Origin of the sequence: Aeromicrobium tamlense, assembly GCF_013408555.1 — a bacterium.
In the GTDB taxonomy this organism is placed as follows: Bacteria; Actinomycetota; Actinomycetes; order Propionibacteriales; family Nocardioidaceae; genus Aeromicrobium; species Aeromicrobium tamlense.
Window position 1 is genome coordinate 1,515,760 of sequence record NZ_JACBZN010000001.1, and the last position, 23,279, is coordinate 1,539,038.

The 23,279-nt window shown below is 67.2% G+C and carries 15 protein-coding genes; 2 read left to right on the plus strand and 13 right to left on the minus strand.

Translation table 11 applies throughout. The features are described from left to right. Nucleotides 1-22 precede the first annotated feature (22 nt). The 9 genes from BJ975_RS07610 to BJ975_RS07650 form a co-directional block, all read right to left on the minus strand. The gene (locus BJ975_RS07610; protein WP_179424560.1) at nucleotides 23-250 is read right to left on the minus strand and encodes an alkyl sulfatase C-terminal domain-containing protein; all 228 of its coding nucleotides are present in this window, start codon (nucleotides 248-250) and stop codon (nucleotides 23-25) included. Nucleotides 251-799: 549 nt separating this feature from the next. Beyond that, nucleotides 800-2,455, minus strand: a complete 1,656-nt coding sequence (locus BJ975_RS07615) for an alkyl/aryl-sulfatase (RefSeq protein ID WP_325064603.1) — start codon at nucleotides 2,453-2,455, stop codon at nucleotides 800-802. 363 nt (nucleotides 2,456-2,818) lie between these two features. Beyond that, nucleotides 2,819-3,436: a hypothetical protein gene (locus tag BJ975_RS07620; RefSeq protein ID WP_179424562.1), complete on the minus strand. Its 618-nt coding sequence runs from the start codon at nucleotides 3,434-3,436 to the stop codon at nucleotides 2,819-2,821. Nucleotides 3,437-3,451: 15 nt separating this feature from the next. Next, on the minus strand, nucleotides 3,452-4,063 hold the full coding sequence (locus BJ975_RS07625; protein WP_179424563.1) for a class F sortase: 612 nt from the start codon (nucleotides 4,061-4,063) through the stop codon (nucleotides 3,452-3,454). Beyond that, complete coding sequence (locus BJ975_RS07630) at nucleotides 4,060-10,743, minus strand: DUF5979 domain-containing protein (RefSeq protein WP_179424564.1); 6,684 nt, start codon at nucleotides 10,741-10,743, stop codon at nucleotides 4,060-4,062. Before BJ975_RS07630 ends, BJ975_RS07625 begins: the two co-directional genes overlap by 4 nt. Nucleotides 10,744-10,817: 74 nt before the next feature. Then, nucleotides 10,818-11,576, minus strand: a complete 759-nt coding sequence (locus BJ975_RS07635; protein ID WP_179424565.1) for a hypothetical protein — start codon at nucleotides 11,574-11,576, stop codon at nucleotides 10,818-10,820. Nucleotides 11,577-11,687: 111 nt separating this feature from the next. After that, on the minus strand, nucleotides 11,688-12,071 hold the full coding sequence (locus BJ975_RS07640; protein ID WP_179424566.1) for an SHOCT domain-containing protein: 384 nt from the start codon (nucleotides 12,069-12,071) through the stop codon (nucleotides 11,688-11,690). Between the two features lie 135 nt (nucleotides 12,072-12,206). Beyond that, nucleotides 12,207-13,280 carry an AI-2E family transporter gene (locus BJ975_RS07645; RefSeq protein WP_179424567.1) on the minus strand — a complete coding sequence of 358 codons (1,074 nt, stop codon included), beginning with the start codon at nucleotides 13,278-13,280 and terminating at the stop codon, nucleotides 12,207-12,209. A 78-nt stretch (nucleotides 13,281-13,358) separates the two neighbouring features. After that, on the minus strand, nucleotides 13,359-15,035 hold the full coding sequence (locus tag BJ975_RS07650) for a SulP family inorganic anion transporter (RefSeq protein WP_218845762.1): 1,677 nt from the start codon (nucleotides 15,033-15,035) through the stop codon (nucleotides 13,359-13,361). A 113-nt stretch (nucleotides 15,036-15,148) separates the two neighbouring features. Between BJ975_RS07650 and BJ975_RS07655 the strand changes: the two genes are divergently transcribed. Beyond that, nucleotides 15,149-16,984, plus strand: a complete 1,836-nt coding sequence (locus BJ975_RS07655) for an alkyl/aryl-sulfatase (protein WP_179424568.1) — start codon at nucleotides 15,149-15,151, stop codon at nucleotides 16,982-16,984. Here BJ975_RS07655 and BJ975_RS07660 read toward each other — a convergent pair. Both BJ975_RS07660 and BJ975_RS07665 read right to left on the minus strand, forming a co-directional pair. Beyond that, nucleotides 16,971-18,659 (minus strand): SulP family inorganic anion transporter, encoded by a 1,689-nt coding sequence (locus BJ975_RS07660; protein ID WP_179424569.1) that lies wholly within the window; start codon nucleotides 18,657-18,659, stop codon nucleotides 16,971-16,973. The genes BJ975_RS07655 and BJ975_RS07660 overlap by 14 nt on opposite strands. Continuing rightward, nucleotides 18,656-18,856 carry a hypothetical protein gene (locus tag BJ975_RS07665; protein WP_179424570.1) on the minus strand — a complete coding sequence of 67 codons (201 nt, stop codon included), beginning with the start codon at nucleotides 18,854-18,856 and terminating at the stop codon, nucleotides 18,656-18,658. The genes BJ975_RS07660 and BJ975_RS07665 overlap by 4 nt, the downstream gene beginning before the upstream one ends. A 105-nt stretch (nucleotides 18,857-18,961) precedes the next feature. Between BJ975_RS07665 and BJ975_RS07670 the strand changes: the two genes are divergently transcribed. Next, nucleotides 18,962-21,439: a LuxR C-terminal-related transcriptional regulator gene (locus BJ975_RS07670; protein WP_179424571.1), complete on the plus strand. Its 2,478-nt coding sequence runs from the start codon at nucleotides 18,962-18,964 to the stop codon at nucleotides 21,437-21,439. A gap of 19 nt (nucleotides 21,440-21,458) precedes the next feature. Here the strand turns inward: BJ975_RS07670 and BJ975_RS07675 are convergent, their stop codons facing one another. Continuing rightward, nucleotides 21,459-22,130 carry a GAP family protein gene (locus BJ975_RS07675; protein WP_179424572.1) on the minus strand — a complete coding sequence of 224 codons (672 nt, stop codon included), beginning with the start codon at nucleotides 22,128-22,130 and terminating at the stop codon, nucleotides 21,459-21,461. 769 nt (nucleotides 22,131-22,899) lie between these two features. Next, a complete protein-coding gene (locus BJ975_RS07680; RefSeq protein ID WP_179424573.1) occupies nucleotides 22,900-23,274 on the minus strand; it encodes a YciI family protein in 375 nt (124 codons plus the stop codon). Nucleotides 23,275-23,279: the final 5 nt, after the last annotated feature.

The following is a 23,279-nucleotide window of genomic DNA, read 5'->3' on the forward strand; positions in this document are numbered from 1 at the left end:
TAGGCGAGTGACCCGTCAAGCGTCAATCCTTGTCAGGAGTCACGATGGCGAAGTCCGGGTCGCCCGGATCGAGCACGCCCGCGAGGCGGGACAGAACCGTCGCATCGCCACTGAGCTCGATGCCGGCGGACGCCAGCCTCTCCGCCGTCACGTCGCCCAGGGCGAGCGTGTGGAGCGAAGCTCGGGTCGCGGTCAGGGGTGGCGTCGGCTCCAGTCGGCTGCTCACCCTGATCGGGCTGACGGGGGTCATCGTGACGGCGCTCGGACCGTGGGAGAGCCGGCCACTCGCCGAGTCCCGAGGCAGGGACGCCTGGATTCCCTTGCTCGAGGTGCTCCTGGTCGCCGCGACCTTGGGCTGGGTCTCCGCACACGGCGCCATCGTTCCGCCCGCACATGGAAAGTGGCCCCCGTCTGCGTTTGCGCAGATCAGGGGCCACTTCGCAGGTGTGTCCGAGGGGGGACTTGAACCGGAGGGAGGCTCCTTGGCGTTCCGGGCAAAACCTGGATTGGCCTGCAATCCCGGTGCGCGGTTACCTACCGTTGTCTCCCGTTACCTCCGAAGCGTGCCCCCTGAGGGTGCACCGATCTTCAGTTCGTCAAGCCAAGCGTAGTCATCGGCCCTGGTACATCCCGTCCGAGTACGCCGTAGCGCTGCCGCGACCTCCAGGCCGCCTCGCAAGACGCCGACCGGCTGTCAACCGAGCATTGTCGACATGACTGCAGCAGCGCACTCAGCACCACAGGTCATCACGTCACCGAACCGTGCAGCGCGCCCAGCGGTCCCTTTCGAGCCTCAGCCTCAGTCCTTGTCCGGCGTCACGATCGCGAAGTCGGGGTCGCCCGGGTCCAGGACACTCGCAAGCCGAGACAGGACGGTCGCATCGCCGCTCAGCTCGATGCCAGCGGACGCCAGCTTCTCCGCCGTCACTCCACCGAGGGCGAGCGCAGGAAGCGAGACCTTCGTCGCCGTCAGGGTCGCGTCGGCCTCATCGGACTGCTGAGCCGTGGTGTAGGTGAGCGCTCCGTTGGAGAGACGCAGTCGATAGCGCTCATCGAGGTCGGTGAGAACGACGTCGATGGTGAGCCTCTCGTCCCATGCCGCCGGACCATCGATCTGAATCGCGATCGCGTCGAAGAGCAACCCGGGGGTGAGAGCGCTGACCACGTCGGCAGAGGCCGCGACGGTCGGCGTGCCGAAGGAGCCGTCGCGCAGCTCGGTCGCCCCTGAGAGGAAGAAGTTGCGCCAGATGCCGTTCTCGATTCCGTAGCCCAACTGCTCGAACGTGTCGGCGAGCAGCTCGCGTGCCGCGGCGTGGCCCTGCTCAGCGAAGACGACGTGGCTGAGGATCTCGGCCGCCCAGCGGTAGTCACCTTCCTCGTAGGCCTCTCGCGCGGCCTCGACGATCGCGTCGGCGCCGCCGGCGAGCTTGACGTAGCGCTGACCCTGAGCCACGGGCGGGTGCTGCCACAGGTGGGCGGGATTGCCATCGAACCAGCCCATGTACCGCTGGTAGATCGCCTTGATGTCGTGACTCACCGAGCCGTAGTAGCCGCGAGCGTTCCACGCGTTCTCCAGGGCTGGGGGCAGTCGCAGCTCCTCCGCGATCTCGATCCCCGTCCATCCCTGGTTGATGAGTCGCAGCGTCTGGTCGTGCAGGTAGGCGTAGAGGTCCCGCTGCGTGTCGAGAAACTCGCGGATGCGGTCCTTGCCCCACGTCGGCCAGTGGTGCGACGCGAACACGACCTCGGCCTCTCCCGCCCACAGGTCAATCGTCTCGGTGAGGTACTGCGACCACGCATGCGCATCGCGCACCAGAGCCCCCCGCAGGGTCAACAGGTTGTGCAGAGTGTGCGTGGCGTCCTCCGCAGCGCACAACGCCCGATGATCCGGGAAGTACACCAAGATCTCCACGGGGGCCTCGGTGCCGGGCGCGGACTGGAAGACCATGCGGACTCCGTCGACGACCTCCTCCTGACCGGTGTGCCTCACGTCCAGCGTCGGCGCGATCAGCGTGATCTCGCCCGTCGAGACCGTCTGGCCCAAGCCGGCGCCCACAGCACCACGCGGACCGCGCGCCAGCGCGGCCCCGAACATGTAGGCCGATCGGCGCGCCATGGCCGTCCCGGCGTAGACGTTCTCGGACGCGGCATGCTCCGTGAATCCGGCGGGCGCGATGATCGTGACGCGACCGGCATCGACGTCCTCCTGCGTCGTGACGCCCTTGACTCCTCCGAAGTGGTCGACGTGCGGATGCGTATAGATCACGCCGGTGACCGGGCGGTCGCCACGGTGCTCGCGATACAGCTCGAGCGCAGCCGCCGCCGTCTCCTTGGTGACCAACGGGTCCAGGACGATGACGCCTTCGTCCCCCTCGATGAACGAGACGTTCGCGAGATCGAAGCCACGCACCTGGTAGATGCCCTCGACCACCTCGTACAGGCCCTGCTCGGCCACCAGCTTGGACTGACGCCACAGGCTGGGGTTCACCGTGTCCGGAGCGTCACCGGTGAGGAAGTCATACGTGTCGTTGTCCCAGACGACGGTGCCCTCGTCGTTGGTTATCGCGTTCGGCGTGCGAGCGCCGAGGAAGCCCCTCCGCGCGTCCTCGAAGTCTCGAGTGTCGGAGAACGGAAGCCGCTCCAGCACCTCCTGCTGTCCCTCGACGACGATCCGTTCGGGGTCCTTCGGCGACACTGCCATCACGATGTCCTCTCCATGTCTTGGGACGATCTCGTCCCCGCTGTCATGGTCGATCTCGAGCGGACCCGCTCACATCACCCGTCGGAGGTGATACCCGCGGGCACGCGCAGCCGAATCTCAGATCTTGATCGGAAAGGTCAGCATGACGGCCACGCCGGCGAGGCCTATCGCGATCGCGAGCATGAGCAGCACCCGTCTCATGCGCGTGGCGATGTCGCGTTGCGAGAGTGCGGTCAGGAAGAGCACGAGAGCGAACAGGACCGTGAGCAGTGCGTAGTTGTCGCCTCGCTGGTTGTGGACGAGTGCCGCCTCGAACCTGTCGTCGGCGCGCTTGTTCAAGACCGCTGCTTCGTTCGTGCCCGGCGGGACGTACTGCTCCATCCTGAACGGGCCGAGCGCTTGGCGGCCGTCGGCGTTCCACGCGTCGAACGCGACTCGAAACTCGGGGGTGAACCGGTCCTCGATGAACGTCCTGAGCTCGTCCCGGTCGTCCTGCACGGCACGGACCCATTCGGTGTAGATGGTGAGGTCGTACTGCCGGGCGGCGTTCGCGCGGCTCTCTTCGGCGGTCGACTGGATGCGGGCTCCCGATGCCTGGCTGAAGGCGATCGACATCTCGCCACCCCACTTCGATGCCTCGAACCCGCACCACGCGGTCAGGACCGCGGTGATCGACAGGACGAAGACGCACACGACATCGAAGGTCTTCGTGAAGCTCTCGTCGGCTCGGCTCATGGGGGTCCCACTCCCCTACTCGGTGTTTCCGACGGCAGTCGCGAAGATCACGGCGTTGCGGTCGTCGGTCGGTACGCACGTGATGACGGCCAATGCGTCGTGGTCGCTCTCTCCCCAGATGCGTGGGTCTGCCGCTGTCTCCTGCTTGGAGGCGATCATCGTTCCCGTGACCTGATAGCGGACCGAGCCGGCATCCAGGAGGTCGCCCGGGTGAACCCGCAGCGCTGGATTCGCCCCCTCGACGTCGACCAGGGCATTCCCCGGACCCCGGCCGCCGCGCACCGCATGCAGAGCAATCACCGACGTTCCGGGGCCGCCCAGCTCGGCCGTCTCGCGGTACCAGAAGGCGTCGGTCAGCGTCGGTGGATTGATCTCGCCGTTGGCGACGACGGCGCTCAGCAGAGGTACCGACAAGTCGACTGACGCCACCTCGAACCGCTCCCCCGTCTCGCGGACGGCCGACCCCTCCGCGTCCGGCCGACGATCCCACTCGACCGTCCGGCCGTCGAGGTCCTGGCTGGCGTACCCTGACGGGTCATCCCGCATCAGAAAGTAGGCGGCACCCAGCGCCAGGGCGAGGGCGAACGCCGCTGTCATGACGAGCAGGAGCGAGCGGCGGCTCGTCATGGCCTACGACGATGCCGGGCCACGCCCGCCGCCAGCGCCACCAACAAGGCAACGAGAGAGCCCCAGAGAAGCAGACGGCTGTTCTCCACAACGCGGCCGCCGGTGTGGGCCTCGGGACCGCTGCTCGCGGGATCCGAGTCGTCGGTCGGCCCCAGCTCGGCTGGGTCGAAGGTGTTCGTGACCACGACCTCGGCAACCTCGTCCCCACCGACCGTCAGCGCCGTCGGCGAGATCGAGGTGTCATCGGCGCCACCGTCGTCCGGCTCGCTCACGACGCACTGGGCACCGACCGGCAGATCGTCGAAGACGACGGACAGACCATCGGCTCTGGAGAGAACCCGCTCGCCGTCGTCGCTGATCGGAATCTTCGTCTCGACGCCGTCGACATCGAGCGTGCAGGCGAGTGCGACCGTGAACTCCAGGCCGGGATCGAGCTCGTCGACCCCGTCACCCCGCAGCCGCTTCTCGATTCGCACGGAGCCCAGATCGAAGGTGTTCGTCGCGGTGACGGTGACCGGATCGTCCGAGGTGATCTCGAAGGGACCCGCGGGATCGACGACCGAGCGCGTTGCTCCTCCGGTACCGGTCTCCTCCGCGGTGCAGGTGGCGCCGACGTCCATGTTCTCGATCGTCGTGGTCAACGGCTGGTCCCCGCCCAGCACGACGTCACCGTCCCAGACGGAGTCACCGCGCACGTCCTGACAGGACAAGTGAATCGTGAACGGGCCGGCTCCGAAGGTGGCGGCGCCGTCGCCTTCGACGATCTTCGTGAGCACGAGGGATCCCACCGCGAAGACGTTCGTGAAGGTCACCTCGTTCGTGACGACCGGGTCATCGCCATCGGGGGTCAGGACCAGGTCGAGCGACTCCGAACCCGTCTCGGTGCCGTCGGCGGTGGTGCCGGACGACTCCGTCTCCTCGGCTCCCCCGCGGTCGGTCTCGGTCGCCACGCACTCGGAGCCGGCGGGAAGCTCGCTCAGGGTCCAGGTCTCGCCCGAGTCGAAGACGGCGACCATCGGGCGCGTCGGGCCGTAGCCGGCGGCGTAGACCGGTTCGTCCAGGAAGGTGCACGTGACGCGGAACCGGAAGGGCCCGTAGACGATCGGATTCCCGTCCTGATCGACCGCCGAGTCCCGAACGTCCTTCGCCAGACGAAGCGACGCGTCCTCGTACGTATTGGTCGCCGTGACCAGAGCCACCGGCTCGCCCTCGCGCGCCACCGTCACAGTGGTGGTGTCGAACGCGGTCGCTCCGGCCGCCGTGACGTCCTCGCTGACGGTGCACTCCGACCCCCAGGGCACGCCGTCGATGCGAACGACCTCCCCAGCCTCGAGCACGACCGGCGACTGATCCCCCAGATCCACCGGCTGCCCGACCGAGGTGCATTCGATCGTCAGCTCGAAGGAGGACGGGGCGTACTCGGAGGCGGGGCCCTCCACGACCTTGGTGATCTCCAACGGCCCGGTGGCCAGCGCGACCCCGACCTTGTTCCCCTCCGCTCGCGGCGCCAGGCCGAGGGTCCCGGCATCGTTCGTCCGACCGGCCTGGGCCACGGTGTTCCACGCGATCGTGTCGGAGCCCACGGTCGGCGACTGCGCTGGAGCCGTGGTGGTGAGGTCCAGTCGCACCGTGCCGGTCGGCTGGAGCAACTCGTCGAAGAAGTCCATCTCGAACTTCAGCGCTCGGGCGTCTGCGGGCAGTTGCACGGTCCAGCCGTCCGCAGGGTCGGCGCTCTCGTCGATGAGGGTCCACTCCCCGTCCGGACAGCCGTCCAGGGTCTCCAGGTCGGTGGTGCAGATGTCGTCGTCGGCGTCGTAGAAGACTCGGATCGAGCTCACGTCGCCGAGGCTGGCGCCGGCGAACCGCAGCGAGGTGGGCGTGGGGCGCCACTGCGACTCGCGAGGCAGCGTCACGATGGCCCCGGTGTCCCCGACGGCAGGCAGCCGATCGAGTGCGTACACCTGATCCATCGGCAGGTTGCCCGTGTTGGTGAAGGTCATCCGCCAGACGTCCTCGCCACCGGGCTTGGTCACGGGTACGCACCCGCCCGCATAGAAGCCCTCGGAATCGGCGTCGCAGCCCGCGTCACGGGTGTCGAGCACTCCCAGCTCGCTGTCGACCGCTTGCACGGTCTTGGTGCCGCGCAGTGCCCCGGCCGTGGTCGGGTAGACGGTCGCGGAGGTGCGGCACTCCCCCGTGTCGGGATCGAGCGACGTCTCGCAGCCGTCCCAGGCCCGGTCACCGACGATCCCCGTCGTGTTGGTCACCGTGGTGTTGCCCGGCAGCCCCGGTCGGAACACGAGGTCGACCGTGATCGTGTAGGTCTGTCCGACCTCCAGGACCGTGTCCTCCGGGAAGGTGAAGGTGAGCAGATCGGGCCCCTCCGCGACCGACACAGCTGCGGGATCGGTCGGCATCGGTGGTCCGCTCGCCGGATCGGGGGCGGGCCCGCTGAGGGCATAGCCGTAGTGCTCGTCGGTGTCAGGGTTCAGCACCAGCAGAGGTCCATCGGCGTCGGTCGGAAGCCGGTCGGTGATCACCGGGTCGACGATCGGCACGTCGCCGGTGTTGGTGAAGGTCAACTCGTAGGGGATGGACGCGCCGGGGGCTTGTGCGCCGCTGGGCGACTTGGTGACCTGCACCGCGTTGTTCGCGTGACGGTAGAGGATCGGCGCGGTGACGTCGTCCTCGGCTTGAAGGGGATCGCCGTTCGCGTCGACGTCGGCGGCGAGGGCATCCCCCGTGATCGTGTTCGTCGCCTGCCCGGCAACGGTCTCTCCCGGCGCCGGCTCGCTCCCGGCCAGATCGCTCGGGACGTCGCCGCCGGTGTGCATATGCTCGCGTCGCTGAACCTCCAGCGGAACGAGCTGGGTCGGGGTGGCGGGGTTCTCCCAGATCTGGCCGTCGGCACGGGTGAAGGTGAGGCGCAGACCCTGCACGTCCCCTGCGGCGATCCCCTCCGGAAGCACCAGCGACGTGGACTCCTCGCCCTCGGTCCACGTGGCACCCTCGAGCTCGACCCCGGAGCTAGTCTCGACGAAGGTGCCGCCCGTCAGGACGTCGACCCGGACCTGATCGATCGGGGCGGTGAAGGCGAAGCCGTCACCGAAGCCGACGAAGTCGTACTGGTTCCAGAACGAGGCGTCCACGTCCGTCAGCACCATCTCGACTGCTCGCGAGGGTCCGCTGGGCTGGCCGGAGAGGGTCATCGTGACTGGGGCGCGATCGGGCTCGGTCTGGCTGGCCGGGTCGAACGACTTCTGGACCTCGAGCCCGATGCCCGATGCCAACAGGTCGATGTCGGCGCTGTCGCTCGCGGTGCTGCTGACCTCCGGAGTGTCCGGGTAGTCGATGAGATCCTCACCGACCGTGGTCGCCCGATTGTCGACTGTGGTCCCGGGCTCTACCGGCGCACCATCGGCCCGTGAGGTCGGGCGTAGACGGGTGTCCGCCTCGACGACCGCGTGGGCTCCTTCAGTGATGCGGCCCGTGTAGACGAGCTCGAAGCCCACGACGTCGGTCAGGTCCGACTCAGGCGCCAGCAGGGCCTCGGAGCGGCTGAGGATCCGAGTGCCACCGCCCTCGAGCGTCAGGGTGACGGTGAGCCCGTCGGCGCCGATGTCGGCCGGATCGGTGATCGACACGAAGCCACGCAGGTTGAAGGAGTCGAACGGATCGGCCAGTCCGGTGGGGTCCGTGATGGTCAGCCGATCGATCTGGCGGGGGGTGGTGTTCTCCGCGTCGAGTGTCATCCGTGCGGTGGGCCAGGAGTCCGGGAACGGCACTCCGGGTGCGGGCACGCTCAAGGGTCCTCCCGTCCAGTCCTTCGTCAGCGAGACCGTGAGCGGCACCGGGGAGATGGTGATGATGTCGCTCGCGTCCTGGTCCACGTAGACCTCGTCGTCGACGATCACGCTGGCGCGCGCGGTGTTGCGCACGTCGCCGGGCTGCTCGGCGACGTTGTAGGTCGCAGAAGCGATCACCGGGAGGGTGGGATCGGATCGTCGATCGTCGCGCAGGCGCATGACGGCATGGATCTCCCGGTCGTTGCCGCTGGAGGCCGCGACGCCGGAACCCACCTGAGGCGCGGTCGGATCGCCGCCGATCCGGTCGGCGCGGGTCGGGCTCTCCTCATAGACCAGACGGAAGGCGATGATGTCGTTCTGAGAGCCGGTGGGGACGTCGTACCCGGGGAAGGTGCCGTCGCACGCCGCCGGACACGGATCACCGGGTGCGTCGACCCACCCGCCGGCCGCGAGGCTGAAGAGCTCGACACGTGCCACGCGGTCGTACGTCAGGTGCGGATCCGTGGCAGGCGTGATCGGATCGATCCGCACGAGGTCGAAGGTGTCGAAGACGGAGTCGGGAACCGTGGCGGCACTCGGCTGCGGCTGGTCCGAGATGACCATCTGGTCGATGTTGCTGGCACCGCTGGTGGACCAGTCGATACGGAAGCCCGCCTCACGACCCGTGCGCTCGCCGAGCAGGTCGACGTCCCAGGCCTTGTCGATGAAGTCGGCACTGCCCGGGTCGGGTGGCACGAGATCGATGTCCGGGCACTCCGCCGTGTCCGCTGAGGCTGGATCGGCGTCCGGTGCGCTGGCCGAGGAAGCCGCGCAGTTCTCCACGTCGAGGTCTGTTCCAGCCGCCTCCGGCCGCAGCTCGTAGCTGATGTTCGGACTCACCGTCGTGCCCGGTGGGAAGCCGTCATCGCTGTCGTAGACGAACCTGATGCCCTGCGCGTTCTCCTGGACCTCGGGCGGCAGTGGCCCGCTGAAGATCTGTGGACCGGCGAGGTCGACCATCCCCGGGACGTCGACCCACTCCTCTCCATCCCAGTACTGGACGGTCAGCGTCGCGTCCGCCGGGATCGGCGTCTCGGTGATCGCGGTGGGGGCGAAGGAGTCGTACCAGGAGTCCGATTCGAGGTCGGCCGGGTCTTGGACGATGATCTCGGTGGCGTCCGTCGTCGACGCCGGGAACTCCTCCAGCGTGCCGCTGAGCAGCACCGTGACGACCTGTCCGGGGATCGAGAAGATCTCTGTCGGGCTGATCCGCTTGGACACGTCCACGTCCAGCCGCCGCTGGTACGTGATCAGGTCGTCCGTGGCCGTGGCGTCGCCCGAGAATCCGCCGGGCGCGGTCGTGTCGACGTCGATCGTGTTGGGACGCGTGAACTGCGGCAGCGGCTGGGTGTCCGGCGCGGTGACGCCGAAGTTGAGGGTGGCCGTCGCCCCCGGCACGATGGGGCCCGTGAACTCGACCGTGAAGCCGGTGACCTGGCTGCCGTCGGGCGGGTCGGGAAGGGTGTTCGGCTCCGTGGTCTCGAGCGTCGTGCTGGTGCCGTCCGCGAAGTCGTAGGTCACGGAGGCACCGGTCGCACCGGTCGGCCAGACGAGGGGGTCCTCCCACCCGGTGAACGTCAACCCGTTCTCGAAGGGGTTCGGTCCCGCTGATCCGGGCTCGGCGATCGTCATCGTGTCGAGGGTCAGCTCACTGTCGTTCGTGCCGGTCAGGCTCACGGTGCTCGTTCCACCGACCGCGATCTCGTCCGGCGTGAAGGTCTTCGTGGCGCCGGTGTCCAGATCCGAGGACGTGATCGTGTACTGGGCGTCGGCCGTTGCCGGGTCCGAGGTCTGCTCGTCGGTCGCGACCACCGTCGAGACCTCATTGTCGATCGCTCCGACACCTGCCTCGGCGATGTTGTCGCGCTGCTCCAGGGGCACGGACGCCGTTCCCTCAGCGCCAGGCGGAATGTCATCGCCGTCGGTGCTGATGAAGGTGATGCGGAGTCCGGTGACGTCTCCCGGCGTGACTCCGGTGGGCAGCGTGGCCGGCGGAGCGCCAGGGGTGCCCTCGACCCACGCACCGTCGACATACGCGTCGACCTGGACCTGCTCGGCTCCGTCGGGGAGTGCGATGTCGAGGGTGCTGCTCGTCAGACCCAGGTAGGTGAACGGATTCGGGGCGGCAGCCGGGTCCGACGGGTCGGTGATCTGCACGGTGGCGACGGGGACGTTGGACTCGTTGCCGCCGCTGAGGCTCAGCGTCGTCCCCGTCCCGGGAACCGCCAAGCCGCTGGGCGGCTCGAAGGCCTTCGACGCCCCGGCCTCGACGACGATGGGGATGTCGGGGACCACGACGAAGGTGCCGTCGTCGGGTTCGGTGTTGGTGCCGTCCGCCGTCGCCACGTTGACGAGGTCCTCGCCGTCGAGCTGAGGATCGATGTCCGGATCGACCCTCACGGGGATGTTGACGGTAACGGTCGCCCCAGCGGGCAGACCCTGCGATCCCGGCGGGTCGGTCAACGGCTCGGTGAACGTGACCGTGACGTCATCACCGGACGTCTGGACCGTGCCGCTGGCGCCCTGGACCGTCACCGTGCTGTCGGCGTCGAGGATGATGCCCTCCGGCAGCGGGTCGGTGAGCACCGCGTTGGTGCACCCTCCCGAACCGATGTTCGTGCACGAGATCGTGATGGAGTACACGAACGAATCCCCCGGCTCGACGACCTGTCCGCTCGTCCATCCAGTGACGGTCTTCGTGACATCGAGCTCGCCCGGATCCTCGGCCACTGCCGTCGGCGCCCAGGCCACCCCGCCGAGTGCCAGGATCATCGTCAGCACGGCGAACATCGCCGTACGGCCTCCCACCTTGACGCCGCGCAGTGAAGTCGCCATGCGGAACCTCCCACCCCGAGTCGCTGACTACCGTCGTTCCACCATGAACTGCTCGCCGGACTCCGTCACCACCCTCAGCGGGTGAGCTTCAGGCGCTTCGCAACCCTGGACAGGGACGTCTCCTCCCACACCACGCGACCCACGAGAGCGGACGCGACCATCACTCCCGCGAAGCCGATCAGCCACGTCGTCACCGCCAGAATGACGCCCAGCGTGCCGAACTGATCGGCATTCGCATCGACGTAGATCGGCATGACCCGCGCCGAGATGCGGTTGTAAAGCACGCCGAGACATCCCGTGAGCCATGCGCCGAGCGCCAACGACGCCCAAGAGACGCGGCCGAACAGCAGCATCCACGCAGTGACCCACCAGATCGCCGAGAGGATCACGCACTGGAGGCCGAAGCCGATCGCGTCGCCCAGCCCACCGTCGATGCCGCGGATGAGGGTGCGGAGCGCGGCAACGAACTGCAGCGTGACGAGCCAGCCGATCAGCCAGGTCAGACATCGCCTGAAGCCCGACACGCCCCCGATGTGTCCGATGCCCCAGACGCTCTCGTACATGCGCTGAATGGCACGGGCGAAGCTCGAGGCGGAGAAGATCGTGATGAGCAGCCCGATGACCCCGGTCTGCGTGCGAACCTGGTCCAGGCTCACCTCTCCACCGATCACCGCGGTCCCCTCGGCGCCGACCCCAGCGGCCGTCGCGAACACCCTCACCGCGGCATCCGACAGCTGGGGCAGGAACGCCGAGAGGACCACGAGCACCGGAATCAGCGCCAGCAGCCCTTGCGCAGCGATCAGCATGCACCGGTCGATGAACTCGATCCGCATGAACTCCGCCAGGAGTCTCGCGGCGACCGGCACGCGCGCGAGCCGCGAACGAAGCCGGCCGCCGACCCCAGGTCCGGGCTCGTCAGTGTCCATCGGCCGTGGCATCCACGGTCAGGACAGCGCCTTGTTCTTCAATGCCGTGAACTCCTGCTCGGTGATCGTCCCCGCATCGAGCAGGCTCTTCGCCGACGCGATCTGGTCGGCCGGCGAGGGCGTCGCGGCCACCGAGCGGATGTAGTCGTCCGCCTCGGCCTTGGAGGCCTCGATCTCCGCTGCCGTGCGCGACGCCATGCCGCCTCCTCGCACCACGAGGTACGCCAACGCCGTCACCATGGGCAGGACGATCAGGAAGAAGACCCACACGGCCTTCCACCACCCTGACAGCGACCGATCACGGAACAGGTCGACGATGACCTGGAACATCACGATCAGATAGGCCACCAGGAAGAAGATGCTGATCGAGAGCCAGAAGAAGTCCCAGAAGTCGTCCACCATGTGCCTCTTTCGTCGTTCGACGGGCCGCGCCGGGTGCGCGACTCCTACCGTCGGTACGGATCATGGCGTTCTTGACGTCGGCATGGGATCACACTCGCGAGGTGATCTGCGCAGGCGGGGATGCGCTCGCTCGGATCAGCTGGGGGTTTCCGGCGCGTCATTCCCACCGGAGAGGAGGGGGCCCAGCCACGTTCGCTCGGGATCGGTGTCGATGAAGATGGCGCGGACGAGGATGGTCATCGGGACGGCGATCAGCGCACCGATGCCACCGAAGATCGCGGTCCAGACCAGCAGGGAGAGGAAGCTGATCGAGGCGGACAAGCCGACCGCCTCCCCCACGACACGCGGCTGGACGACGGTCTGCAGCAAGAAGTTGACGACCGAGTAGACGACGACGACCGCGACCGCCGTCCCGAGACCGTGGTCCAACAGTCCCACGACCGCGGGGGGCACCAGTCCGATGATGAAGCCGATGTTGGGGATGTAGTTCGTCAGGAAGGCCAGCAGTCCCCACAGCCACGGGTCCCGGATGTCCAGCAGGTACAGGGCGCCCACATCGACCAGAGCCACCGCCGCGCCGAACAGGGTGGAGACGCGCAGGTAGGACCGGGTCCCGTCGGCGAAGATCGTCAGAGCCTCCGCCATCGTGCGACCGCGGTTCGACAGCGTCGAGAGCTTGCGCACGAACCCGGCGCTGTCGGTCACCAGGAAGAACAACAGGATGACGATGAAGAAGAAGCTCGTGAGCACCCCCGTCAGGCCCCCGAGTACGCCCGCCGCGAAGTCGACAAGCTTTCCGACGTCGATCCGCGCCAGAATGCTCCGCGACTCGTCCTCGTCCAGGCCGATGCGAGCCATCCAGTCACCCAGCTCCATGATCTTCGCGTGCAGCTCGGCGCTGTACTCGCCGAGCAGCGCCGAGAACCTCAACGCGGTGGCCAAGGCTGCCCATGCAAACCCGAGAACGATCAGATAGACGAGCACCACGCTGGCGGCCGTGCCGAACCACTCGGGAAGTCCGCGACGCGTGAACACCGTGCGGAGGGGCGCCGCCGAGATCGCGAAGATCAAGGCCAGGAGCACGGGTGCGAGCGTGTCCGCGAACGACCGCAGCGCGAGTGCCCCCAAGAGCACTGACGTGAAGGTCAGGACGAGGACCGTTCCCCGCGGGAGCACCGGCCGGTCGACTGCCGTTCGCGACGGTTCCATGAGCACGATGCTCCCCCCGTTCTCGGAACGTTCTCTCATTCCCTCGGGGTGAAGTCTCGCGGGCGACGACGCTGTCGCTCAAGCGCTCCCAGCGCGCCACCGATCCGCAGCCTCGCGCGCCTTGGCCAGGGAGCTCCCGACGCGGTCCTCGGCCTCGAATACGTGGTCACGGCCGATGATCGCGATGACCCCCGTGGCCTCCAGCTGTCGTGTCACGGCACGGCTCACACCCGCCACCATCAGCGTGCCGCCTGCTCGATTCAGCTCTCCGGCATAAGCAGAGACCGCCCGGATGAACGTGCTCCCCAGATCGTCCTTGCCGCGCAGACGCAGGATCACGACCGTCCCCCTGCAGGACGCCGGAACTGACGGGAGCTGCGCCAGGAACACCGGAGCAGCAGCGAAGAACAGGCTGCCGTAGACGGTGACGATCACCTCGTCCTGCGGGGCGAGCGTGCGCGGCGGCTCGCCCTCGATCGGCATGACTGACGCATCGTCGAATGTCCACCGTCGGACCACAACCGTGTTGGACTGACGCGCGACGTGAAGCACCACGGCAATCGCCACCCCGGCGAGGACCGCGTACTGCAACGGCAGCAGGAGTGTGAGCCCGAACGTCGTCACCAGGACGGTCGCCGGCACCGGCCCCGTGCGGACCACCAGCATGATGTCGTGAATCTTGAAGGTCCGAAGTCCCACCACGATCAGCAATGCCGCCAGAGCAGGCATCGCGACGTAGCCCATGATCTGCGCTGACAGCACGATCGCCAATGCCATCGTCACGGCGGCGACGACGTTCGCGGTCGCCGTCCGAGCACCTGCCGAGCGCACCAGTGACGTCGCCGACATGGACCCACCCACGGGCATTCCCCGCATCAGACCTGTGACGATGTTGGCGATCCCCTGCCCGCGGAAGTCGGTCGACGGATCCGGGTACCGGCCGTCGGGGTTGGGTACCGAACCACTCACGGCCGCGCCCTGGACCAGCCCGATGAGCGCGAGGGAGAGCGCCGGGAGGATCAGAGCCGGGACGAGCTCGAGCGCTGGCATCTGTGGTGTCGGCAAGGAGTCGGGAACCGTCGTCAGGTCTGCGAGCACGCTGACGTCATCGGGGAAGAGCGCGGCCACTCCGGACGCGACGATGATCGCGAGCACCAGTCCGAGGGGGCCGATGCGCGTGCGCTCGAGTCCCAGGATCAGGGCCACGGTCAGCAGGCCGATGATGATCGACAGGAGGCTGAGCCGGCCGGGATGGAACACGGTGTCGAGCGCGCGCAGGACGCGATTGGCGCCCTCGCTCTCGTAGCCGGTGAAGTTGTCGAACTGCCCCAGGACGATGTTGACGGCGACAGCGTTGACGAACCCGATCAGCACCGACGCCGGGATGAAGCGCACGAGACTGCCGAGCCCTGCGATGCCCAGACCCAGCATGATGACGCCCGTCAGCACCGCGAGCGTGGCCAGGGCCGGCCCCGCCTGCTCGCCGCTCTGCGTCAGGGGAACGTCCGAGATCGTCACCGCCATCGCCCCCGTGACCTGGACCGTCATGAAGAACGATCCCGTGGCGAACGCGCCCGCCAAGGTGCCCATCAGGTACCCGTAGAGCCCGAAGACGGGATTCACCCCCGCGAGCAGCCCCGCTGCGAGCCCGTCCGGCACGCTCTCGACACCGAGCACGAAGCCGGCTTTCGCGTCGGCAGGCAGCGTCTCACGCGACCCGAAGCGTCGCCGGTAGCGCGACCAAGACCGCCTCACGCCGTCAGGCTACGAAGAAGACACGAACGCTGAGATCACCTCGCGAGGATGAAGCGAGTCGCCCATCGGCGGCAGACAGTGGGGACGACCCATCACACCCACAGGAGAGCATGATGGCTGACGAGACCCCCTACCCGTTCGAGGACACCCAGGACTTCGACGATGCACGACGGGGCCACATCGCCTCGCTCGAGCCCGGAACGATCACTAACGAGGACGGCGAGGTCGTGTGGGACTGCGACGCGTACCAGTTCCTGGACGCCGATGCTCCCGCCACCGCCAATCCGAGTCTGTGGCGCCAGTCCCAGCTGGTGGCCATGAAGGGGCTCTTCGAGGTGACCGACGGCATCTACCAGGTGCGAGGCTTCGACCTCTCCAACATCACCTTCGTCGAAGGCGACTCCGGCGTCATCGTCATCGACCCGTTGATCAGCACCGAGACCGCAGCCGCGGCCCTCAAGATCTACCGAGAGCATCGAGGTGAGCGCGACGTCGTGGCCGTCATCTACACCCACTGCCACGTGGACCACTTCGGAGGCGTCAAGGGAGTCACCACGCAGGAGGCGGTCGATGCCGGCGAGGTGGAGGTGATCGCGCCGGTCGGGTTCATGGAGCCCGCCATCGCCGAGAATCTCTACGCCGGCACGGCGATGGGGCGCCGTGCCGGGTACATGTACGGCGCCGCTCTCCCCCGGCATGCCGGCGGAGGGATCGGAGCCGGGCTCGGACAGACGACGTCGACGGGCACCGTCTCGCTCATTGCGCCCACGACCGAGATCACCGAGACGGGGCAGGAGCTGACGGTCGACGGCGTCAGGATCGTGTTCCAGCTGGCGCCCGGGACCGAGGCTCCCGCCGAGATGCACTTCCACTTCCCCCAGCGCCGCGCGCTGTGCATCGCGGAGAACGCCACGCACACCCTGCACAACATCCTGACCATTCGGGGGGCCGTGGTCCGCGATCCGAATGCGTGGGCGCACTACCTCAACGAGGCGCGCGAGCTGTTCGGCGACGACTCCGACGTCGTCTTCGCGTCACACCACTGGCCGACCTGGGGCAACGAACGCGTCGTGAGGTTCCTCGAGACGCATCGCGACCTCTACGCGTATCTGCACGGGCAGACCCTGCGCCTGCTCAACCAGGGCCTCACCGGAATCGAGATCGCAGAGAGTTTCCCGATGCCACCCGGGCTCGAGCGCGAATGGAGCACGCACGGCTACTACGGCAGCGTGAGCCACAACGTGAAGGCGATCTACCAGCGCTACATGGGCTGGTACGACGGCAACCCGACTCGACTGTGGCAGCACCCGCCCCAGGAGGCGGCGACACGCTACGTCGAGTTCATGGGCGGCGCGGACGCCGTGGTGAGCAAGGCTCGCTCCTCCCAGGAGTCCGGAGATCTGCGCTGGGCGGCGCAGGTCCTCGATCACGTCGTCTTCGCCGACCCCGACCACCAGGGCGCGAAGGAGCTCCTCGCGGACGTGCTAGAGCAGTTGGGCTACCAAGCGGAGAACGGCACGTGGCGCAGTGCCTTCCTCTCCGGGGCGATGGAACTGCGCCACGGCAACTTCGGGACGCCCACGAAGACCGCGTCCGCCGACATCATGGCGAACCTGACGCCGGAGCTCTTCTTCGATGCCCTCGCCGTCAAGGTCGACGGTCCCGCAGCGTGGGATCTCGACATCTCCCTGCGCTGGGACTTCCCGGACCACGGATCGAGCCATCGGACCTCGCTGCGGCATGGCGCATTCACCTACGGCAAGCCACGAGCGGGCGAGACGGTGACCGTGCTGACCGTCCCCAAGCCCGCGCTCTCCCGGCTGGCTGTCGGCGATGTGGACGGCGCGCGCGAGGCGGGGCTCCAGGTCGACGGAGACGTCGAGTCGCTCGTCCAGCTCTTCGATGTGCTTCAGGCGCCCGATCCGGGATTCAACATCATTCTGCCCTGACCGCGTCGTCCACGGTGGCGTGGACCGAGAACACGGGCTGGCCGGTGCGCGACGTCCGGATGATGTCGCGCACCTGGCCAGTCTGTCCCGCCAGGCGCAGACGAATCCCGCGAAGCGCGAGCTCGTCACGCAGCTCGACGAGCATCGACGCACCGCTCACGTCGATGAACGGCGTCGTCTCGGCATCGATGACCACGAGCTGGGTCTCCGGCAGCAGGAGCCCTCGAATGCGGTCTCGAACGAAGTCGGTGTTCGCGAAGAACAGGCCGCCTTCGACCCGGACGACGAGCACGGTCGGATCCGTGTCGAGCGAGGGATGGCGCTCCGCGTCGAGCCACAAGGCGTCGCCGCCACGATCCTCGCGAGCCAGGACGGGCACATGAGGCCTGGAGGCTCGGTACAACAGCGTGAGAACCGACAGTGCGATGCCGATGAACAGACCCGGGAGGGTGTCGAACAGCAGCACTCCGACCATCGTCCCCACGGCCGCGATGAAGTCGATCCGCGCCGCGCGTCGGTAGATGTCACCCAGTGGCTGAGTCCACACACGCCAGAGCCGCTTCAGCGCAGCGAAGTCGACGAGGTCGATCACTGCCGCGATCACGACCGCCGCGAGAACCGCCTCGGGAAGGTTCTCGAACAGACCGGTGAGCAGGAGCAGGGTGATCACGGTGAGCCCTGAGACGATGATCGTCGAGACCTGCGACTTCGCGCCGGCAGCCCCGTTGACCGCCGTCTTGGACAGACTGCCGTTGACCACCATTCCGTTGACCAGCCCTGAACCGAGGTTGGCGGCGCCCATGCCGATCAGCTCACGGTTGGCGTCGATCTCGTAGTGCTCCCGGGCCGCGTACGTCTTCGCCGCCCCCAGCCCTTCCGCGAATCCGATCAGCAGGACGCCCACCGCAGGGCCCACCAGCCCCAGATACTCGCCCCATCCCATGTCGGGCAGCCCGACCGTCGGCAGACCGGCATCGATGTGGCCGACGATCTCGATCCCCCGCTCCTGAAGGTCGAAGGCGGTCACGGCGAGGATGCCCAGCAGCACGGCCACGAGCGACCCCGGCACCCTCGGGACGAACCGACGAAGGCCGAGGATCAGCGCGAGGGCTGCGGCTCCGATGGCCAAAGTGGGTCCGTGCACGTCACCGAGCTCGCCGAGGAGCCCCCAGGTCTTCTCGACGAAGCTGCCGGACGGCTTGTCCACACCGATGAGAGCCGGCACCTGACCGACGATGATCGTCAGCGCCAGTCCGATGATGAAGCCCTTGAGGACCGGCTCGGAGATGAACGCCGAGAGAAACCCCAGTCGACACAAGCCTGCGACGATGCCGAGAAGCCCCACGACGAGGGCCAGTCCCACCGTGAGCGCGGCGTAGGCGTCCGCATCGGCCGGCGCGGCACCGGCGACGACGCTCGCCGAGAGCGCAGCCGTTCCGGACATGGAGGCGACGACCAGGTGCCGAGAGCTGCCGAAGGCGGCATACAGAGCCAGCGCGGGCACAGCCGCGTAGAGCCCGACCACGGGACTCACCCCGGCGATGGTCGCGTAGGCGAGGGACTCGGGCACCAGGACGGCCCAGACGGTCAGGGCCGCTACCAGATCCTTGCGCAACCATGCCTTGCGGTAGCCGCGCAACGAAGGGAACAGGAGAACGCCCGCCCGTTCTCTCATGACAGCTTCTCCATTCGCAGAATCTTCAGTCCCAGGACCTCACATCGCGCCACGACGCCGAACAGCTCCGGCTCGTCGCGGACCGGGAGAAGCAGCGTCGTGTGGTCGAAAGCATGCTCGACTTTCACCGGACGAAAGCTGTCCAGTAGATCCGGAGTCATCTCACCCTTGATCCAGAACTCGTAGGTTTCGTCCATGTCCGCACCTGTCGCTCATCGGTCATCGGCACTAGCGTCTGACTACAGGCGAGGGATCGCGTCGTTCGCAGAGGGTGATTCCCGCGCGAGACAGAGGGAGTAGCCATGCCGTCGAGCTCGGGTCGCGGAACACCGATGGGACCCATTGGCCGCGAGATGACTAGGCGGGATCGCATCCTGCGACGGCTCGACGCCATCATGGAACTGCCTGCATTCGTGGTCTGCGCCGGAGCGGGATCGGGCAAGACGCTCGCCGTGGCGTCCTGGTGCCGGGATCGGGATGATTTCGACCTCGCATGGCAGAACGTGGGGTCGCTCAGCCCGGGCCCAGCCAGCTTCTGGTCCGAGCTCGTCGCCACGATCGCCGACGCCGTCGGCGAAGGCCCGACGTTGGACAATCTCTCGCCGGTGCTGGCCATGAACGCTCCTGAGCTGGTCGCCGAGCGGCTCAAGAGATGGGCAGCCTCGAGAACCAGACCTCTTGTGGTCGTTCTCGACGACTTCCACGCGATCACCGACCTGGCGCTACTCGAGGATCTGCAGCGCCTCATCTCATCGGCGCCGCCATCGCTCCACTTCGTCATGATCTCCCGCCACGACCCACCATGGCCCCTGCACCGCATGCGCCTGGAGGGTTCGATAGCCGACCTGCGCGGAGCCGAGCTCGCATTCACGAGCGCCGAGGCCGAGGAGCTCTTCGCCCTCGTTGGGCTCGGCATCGATGCTGAGGACGTCGCCGATCTCGTTCTCCGCACCGGCGGATGGGCCGCAGGCCTGCGCCTGGCCGCGCTGCACCTGCGCCTAGCGGCCAACCGTGATGACGCGCTGAAGAGCATCTCGGGCCGTTCTGAGTACATCGCGGACTACCTGATGCGCGAGGTCTATGACGAATTGCCCGAGAGCTGGCGGTCCTTCCTGACCAAGATCAGCATTGTGGATCGCATCAGCGCCGATCTCGCGCGAGCGCTCGGCGCCTCGGCCGAGGCTGGCGCTCTTCTCGAACAGCTCGCGCGTTCGCACACGTTCGTCCACGAGATCGGACGTGAACCTGGCTGGTACCGCTTGCACCCGCTGCTCCTCGACTTCCTCCGTTCACGCGTCACGGACCGACCACAGAGTCAGGAACTTCATCGGTTGGCGGCGCGGTGGTTCGACGACCAGGGCCGTCCGTGGACTGCCCTCCTGCACGCACTCGACGCCTCGGACCACGAGTTCGCCGGCGAGCTGATCGGGCGCCATGTCGTGACCTGGTCGGTCCTGCGACCGCCGCGCGAGCTGGAACGCGTGCTCTCGGCTCTCACGCCGAGCGAGCTCCGGTCAGATGTTGGTCTGGTGATCGGCCTCGCCGCAGCCCGGGCCATGGCCGGACGACTCGATGACGTCGGAGAGCTCCTGGCTCAGGCGCATTCGCTCGTCGACTTGGACACCGGCCGTCGCCGGGCGCGGTACGAATTTCTCCTGGATGTCATCGACGTCGGTACTGCGCGTTGGAGAGGCGACCTGGTGCGCCTCGCCGGTGGGCTCGAACAGGTGCCAGTTGATGCCGCGACACTGAGCCAGCTCGGTCTGGAGGACTGGCCGACGATGCAGGCACTCGTCATCAACAACACCGGCGCGGCGCAATTGTGGCTCGGAGACTTGACTGCCGCGCGTGATCGCCTCGAGCAGATCGCTCGCCGCGACCCGGGCGACAGCCTCGAGCTACCGGTGCTGAACGCCAGGGCACATCTGGCCTACCTGGAATGGACGGAGGGCAACCTCAGCGAGGCCGCCGAACTCGCGTCCTCCGTCATCGAGAGGTTCGCCGAAGCGGGACTCAGCGACGCAGTGCAAGCGGCCTGTGCTCATCTGGCCATGGCAGGCGTCGCCCTGGACCGCAACCAGACCGCTCTCGCCGACAGCTGGCTCGATACGGCGGAGGCAGCTCTGCACGAGCCACACGTACAGCTCGCCGCCATAGTGCTGCGGGCTCGCACCCTTCAGGCACAAGGACAGGGGTATGAGGGTGGTCGCATCGTTCGAGACACGCTCGCCGACCTTGGAGACTCCGGGCTGCCGACCCGGTTGAGGGAGCAGGCCGAGGAGACGGCCGCGCGGCTAACTGCGGGCGTCGACGCCTCTCCGTCCGTGTCCGATCACACCACGCGACATCACCTCCTCGAGAAGATCCGCAATACCGCGGAGACCGGTGACCTGGACGCGATGGAAGGGGCGCTCGACCTCGCGGCGCCCCATGACTTCAGACTGCCGTTCCTCCAGGACGACTCCCTTCGAGGGGTCCTGCTTCGGCGAGTGGAGACAGGGACGGCACATCCGGAGTTCGCCTCCGAGCTCTTGTCGGACATCGCCCGCGTCTCATCGGATTCCCGCAAAGGACAACTTCGCGGGCACTCTCAACTCACCCAGACCGAGGCCACCGTGTTGCGGTACCTCGCGACCCCCATGAGCACCGCCGAGATCGCCAAGGCCCTCTTCGTCTCGGTCAACACCGTGAAGACTCACCAGCGTGCCATTCACCAGAAGTTCGGGGTGACCACGCGGCGGGACGCGGTGGCCATGGCCAGATCCAACGACTTGCTGTGACCTGGGCGGGAGCCTCGTTTCACCAGCTGCCAATTCCCTGGCCAACCAGAGCGACACCGATCACCGCCAGTACCACGGTCATGACAGCGGCGTTGTGGACCACCAAACCTGCGCGCAGTCGAGCGAGTGGACCCTCGACGGCTTGGCCTGCTCCGAGAGCGACGACGACTGGCAGTGCGACCGAGCATCCCGCGAGCAACGTGAAGATCACGACCGTCATCACGGAGCCGCCGGCGCTCAGGTCGGCAGATCCGATGGTGACGCCGGCTCCCGCAGCCATCAGCAAATTCTTCGGATTGACCGCTGCCAACAGGAAGCCGAGCCCAGCGGCTCTGACCGCGTTCATCGCATCGATCGCGGACATCCATTTCGGCAATCGCGCATCCTCCCCGGGAACCGGGCGTGATCGCCACTGCCGCGCAGCGAGAACGAGCATCAGGGCCCCCAGAGCGATCTTGATCGTCCCAGCAACGGGTGCCGAGCCCGTCGAGTCTTGGCCCGGCAGCACCGACGCCGCCAGGACGAAGGTGCCCGCCGCCACGATGATTCCCGACAGCCACCCCGCCAGGAACCCGAGACTCGTCGCCCGCGCCCGCGGCGACAGCAGCATCAGAATTGCCGCGATCACCGGAAGCGGGCTGATCGCGACGCCCATCGCCAAGGGAAGGACCTCGCCCACCACGTCATTCATGCAGTCCGCCTTCCGTCACCTTGGCCCGACGGTAGGTCCCGTGGCCCCTCAGGGCCTCCTTCGATGAGTAGGAGGTGGTGTGCTCCCCGTCAACCATCGAAGACCATGGGGCGCGAGAGAGTCATTCCAGCGACACGCGTGTGATGCCTGCCATACAGGAGGAAAGCGAAAACCCCTCCGGATGGAGGGGTTTTCATGTGTGTCCGAGGGGGGACTTGAACCGGAGAGCCACTCACCGGCATTCCAGCGAAATTCCGATTCGTTCTGGAATTGCAATGGTCGTTATCTACGGTTTGGCCCCGTTGCACCAGAAATGTGCCCCCTGGGGGTGCACCGATCTTCAGTTCGGGTTCGTACAACTCAGCATAGGGCAGTGAATACGTCGCTCACCCTGACGCGGTTGGACGTCGGTTGCCCGATACGAGGCGTGGCGGCGAACGCTGCACCGCCCGGGCCTATCGCGTGCGCCCTGCGGAAGAAGGTGGCGCGGGTTCGCTTTTGCAGCAGAAGATCTCGCCGCTCATCGCAGCATCCGGCCACGCAGCGTCGAAAGCGACGGAATTCGCTCACAGAAGCTCGTGGCAACGAAATCCACTTGATCTGATCCGCGGCAGCGTCCTCACTGGAGGACGCTCCTGCATGCGGCGCGATTACGGAAACCAGGGCGACCCGTCCGCCTATCGTGACAGCGCTCACCGGCCTTTCCGGCGCCAAGAGCGATCTACGGCTGGACCGCGTACCGAGCGCGTAGGCGATCACATCAGTGAACTCATAGCGTTGTAGATCGAGGGTGCGAGTCCAGCGGGCGTGGGCCTACATCTTCGAGGATTTCATCGACGGTGAGTCCGGCAAACGAAGACTCGTCGTTCCACAAGCCGAAGACGGGGTCAATCTGGCGGATCGTGAGATTCCCGACAACTCCTTGGTGCACGAATGGATCGGTGTCAAGAAGCGCTCGCAACTCGGTCCGGTCCTGCGCTGCCATCAACAGGTTTCCTTCTCGTACTGACGCACCGACCGTGGGGCCGGAAATCCGTAGCGTTTCATTGCACACTTGATCCTCGATCCAGCGCAAATGCGACTCCAGATGAACGCGCCACAGCGCCTCGTCCGGGTGGGTGTAGTGGACATAGAAGATCGGCACGGTTG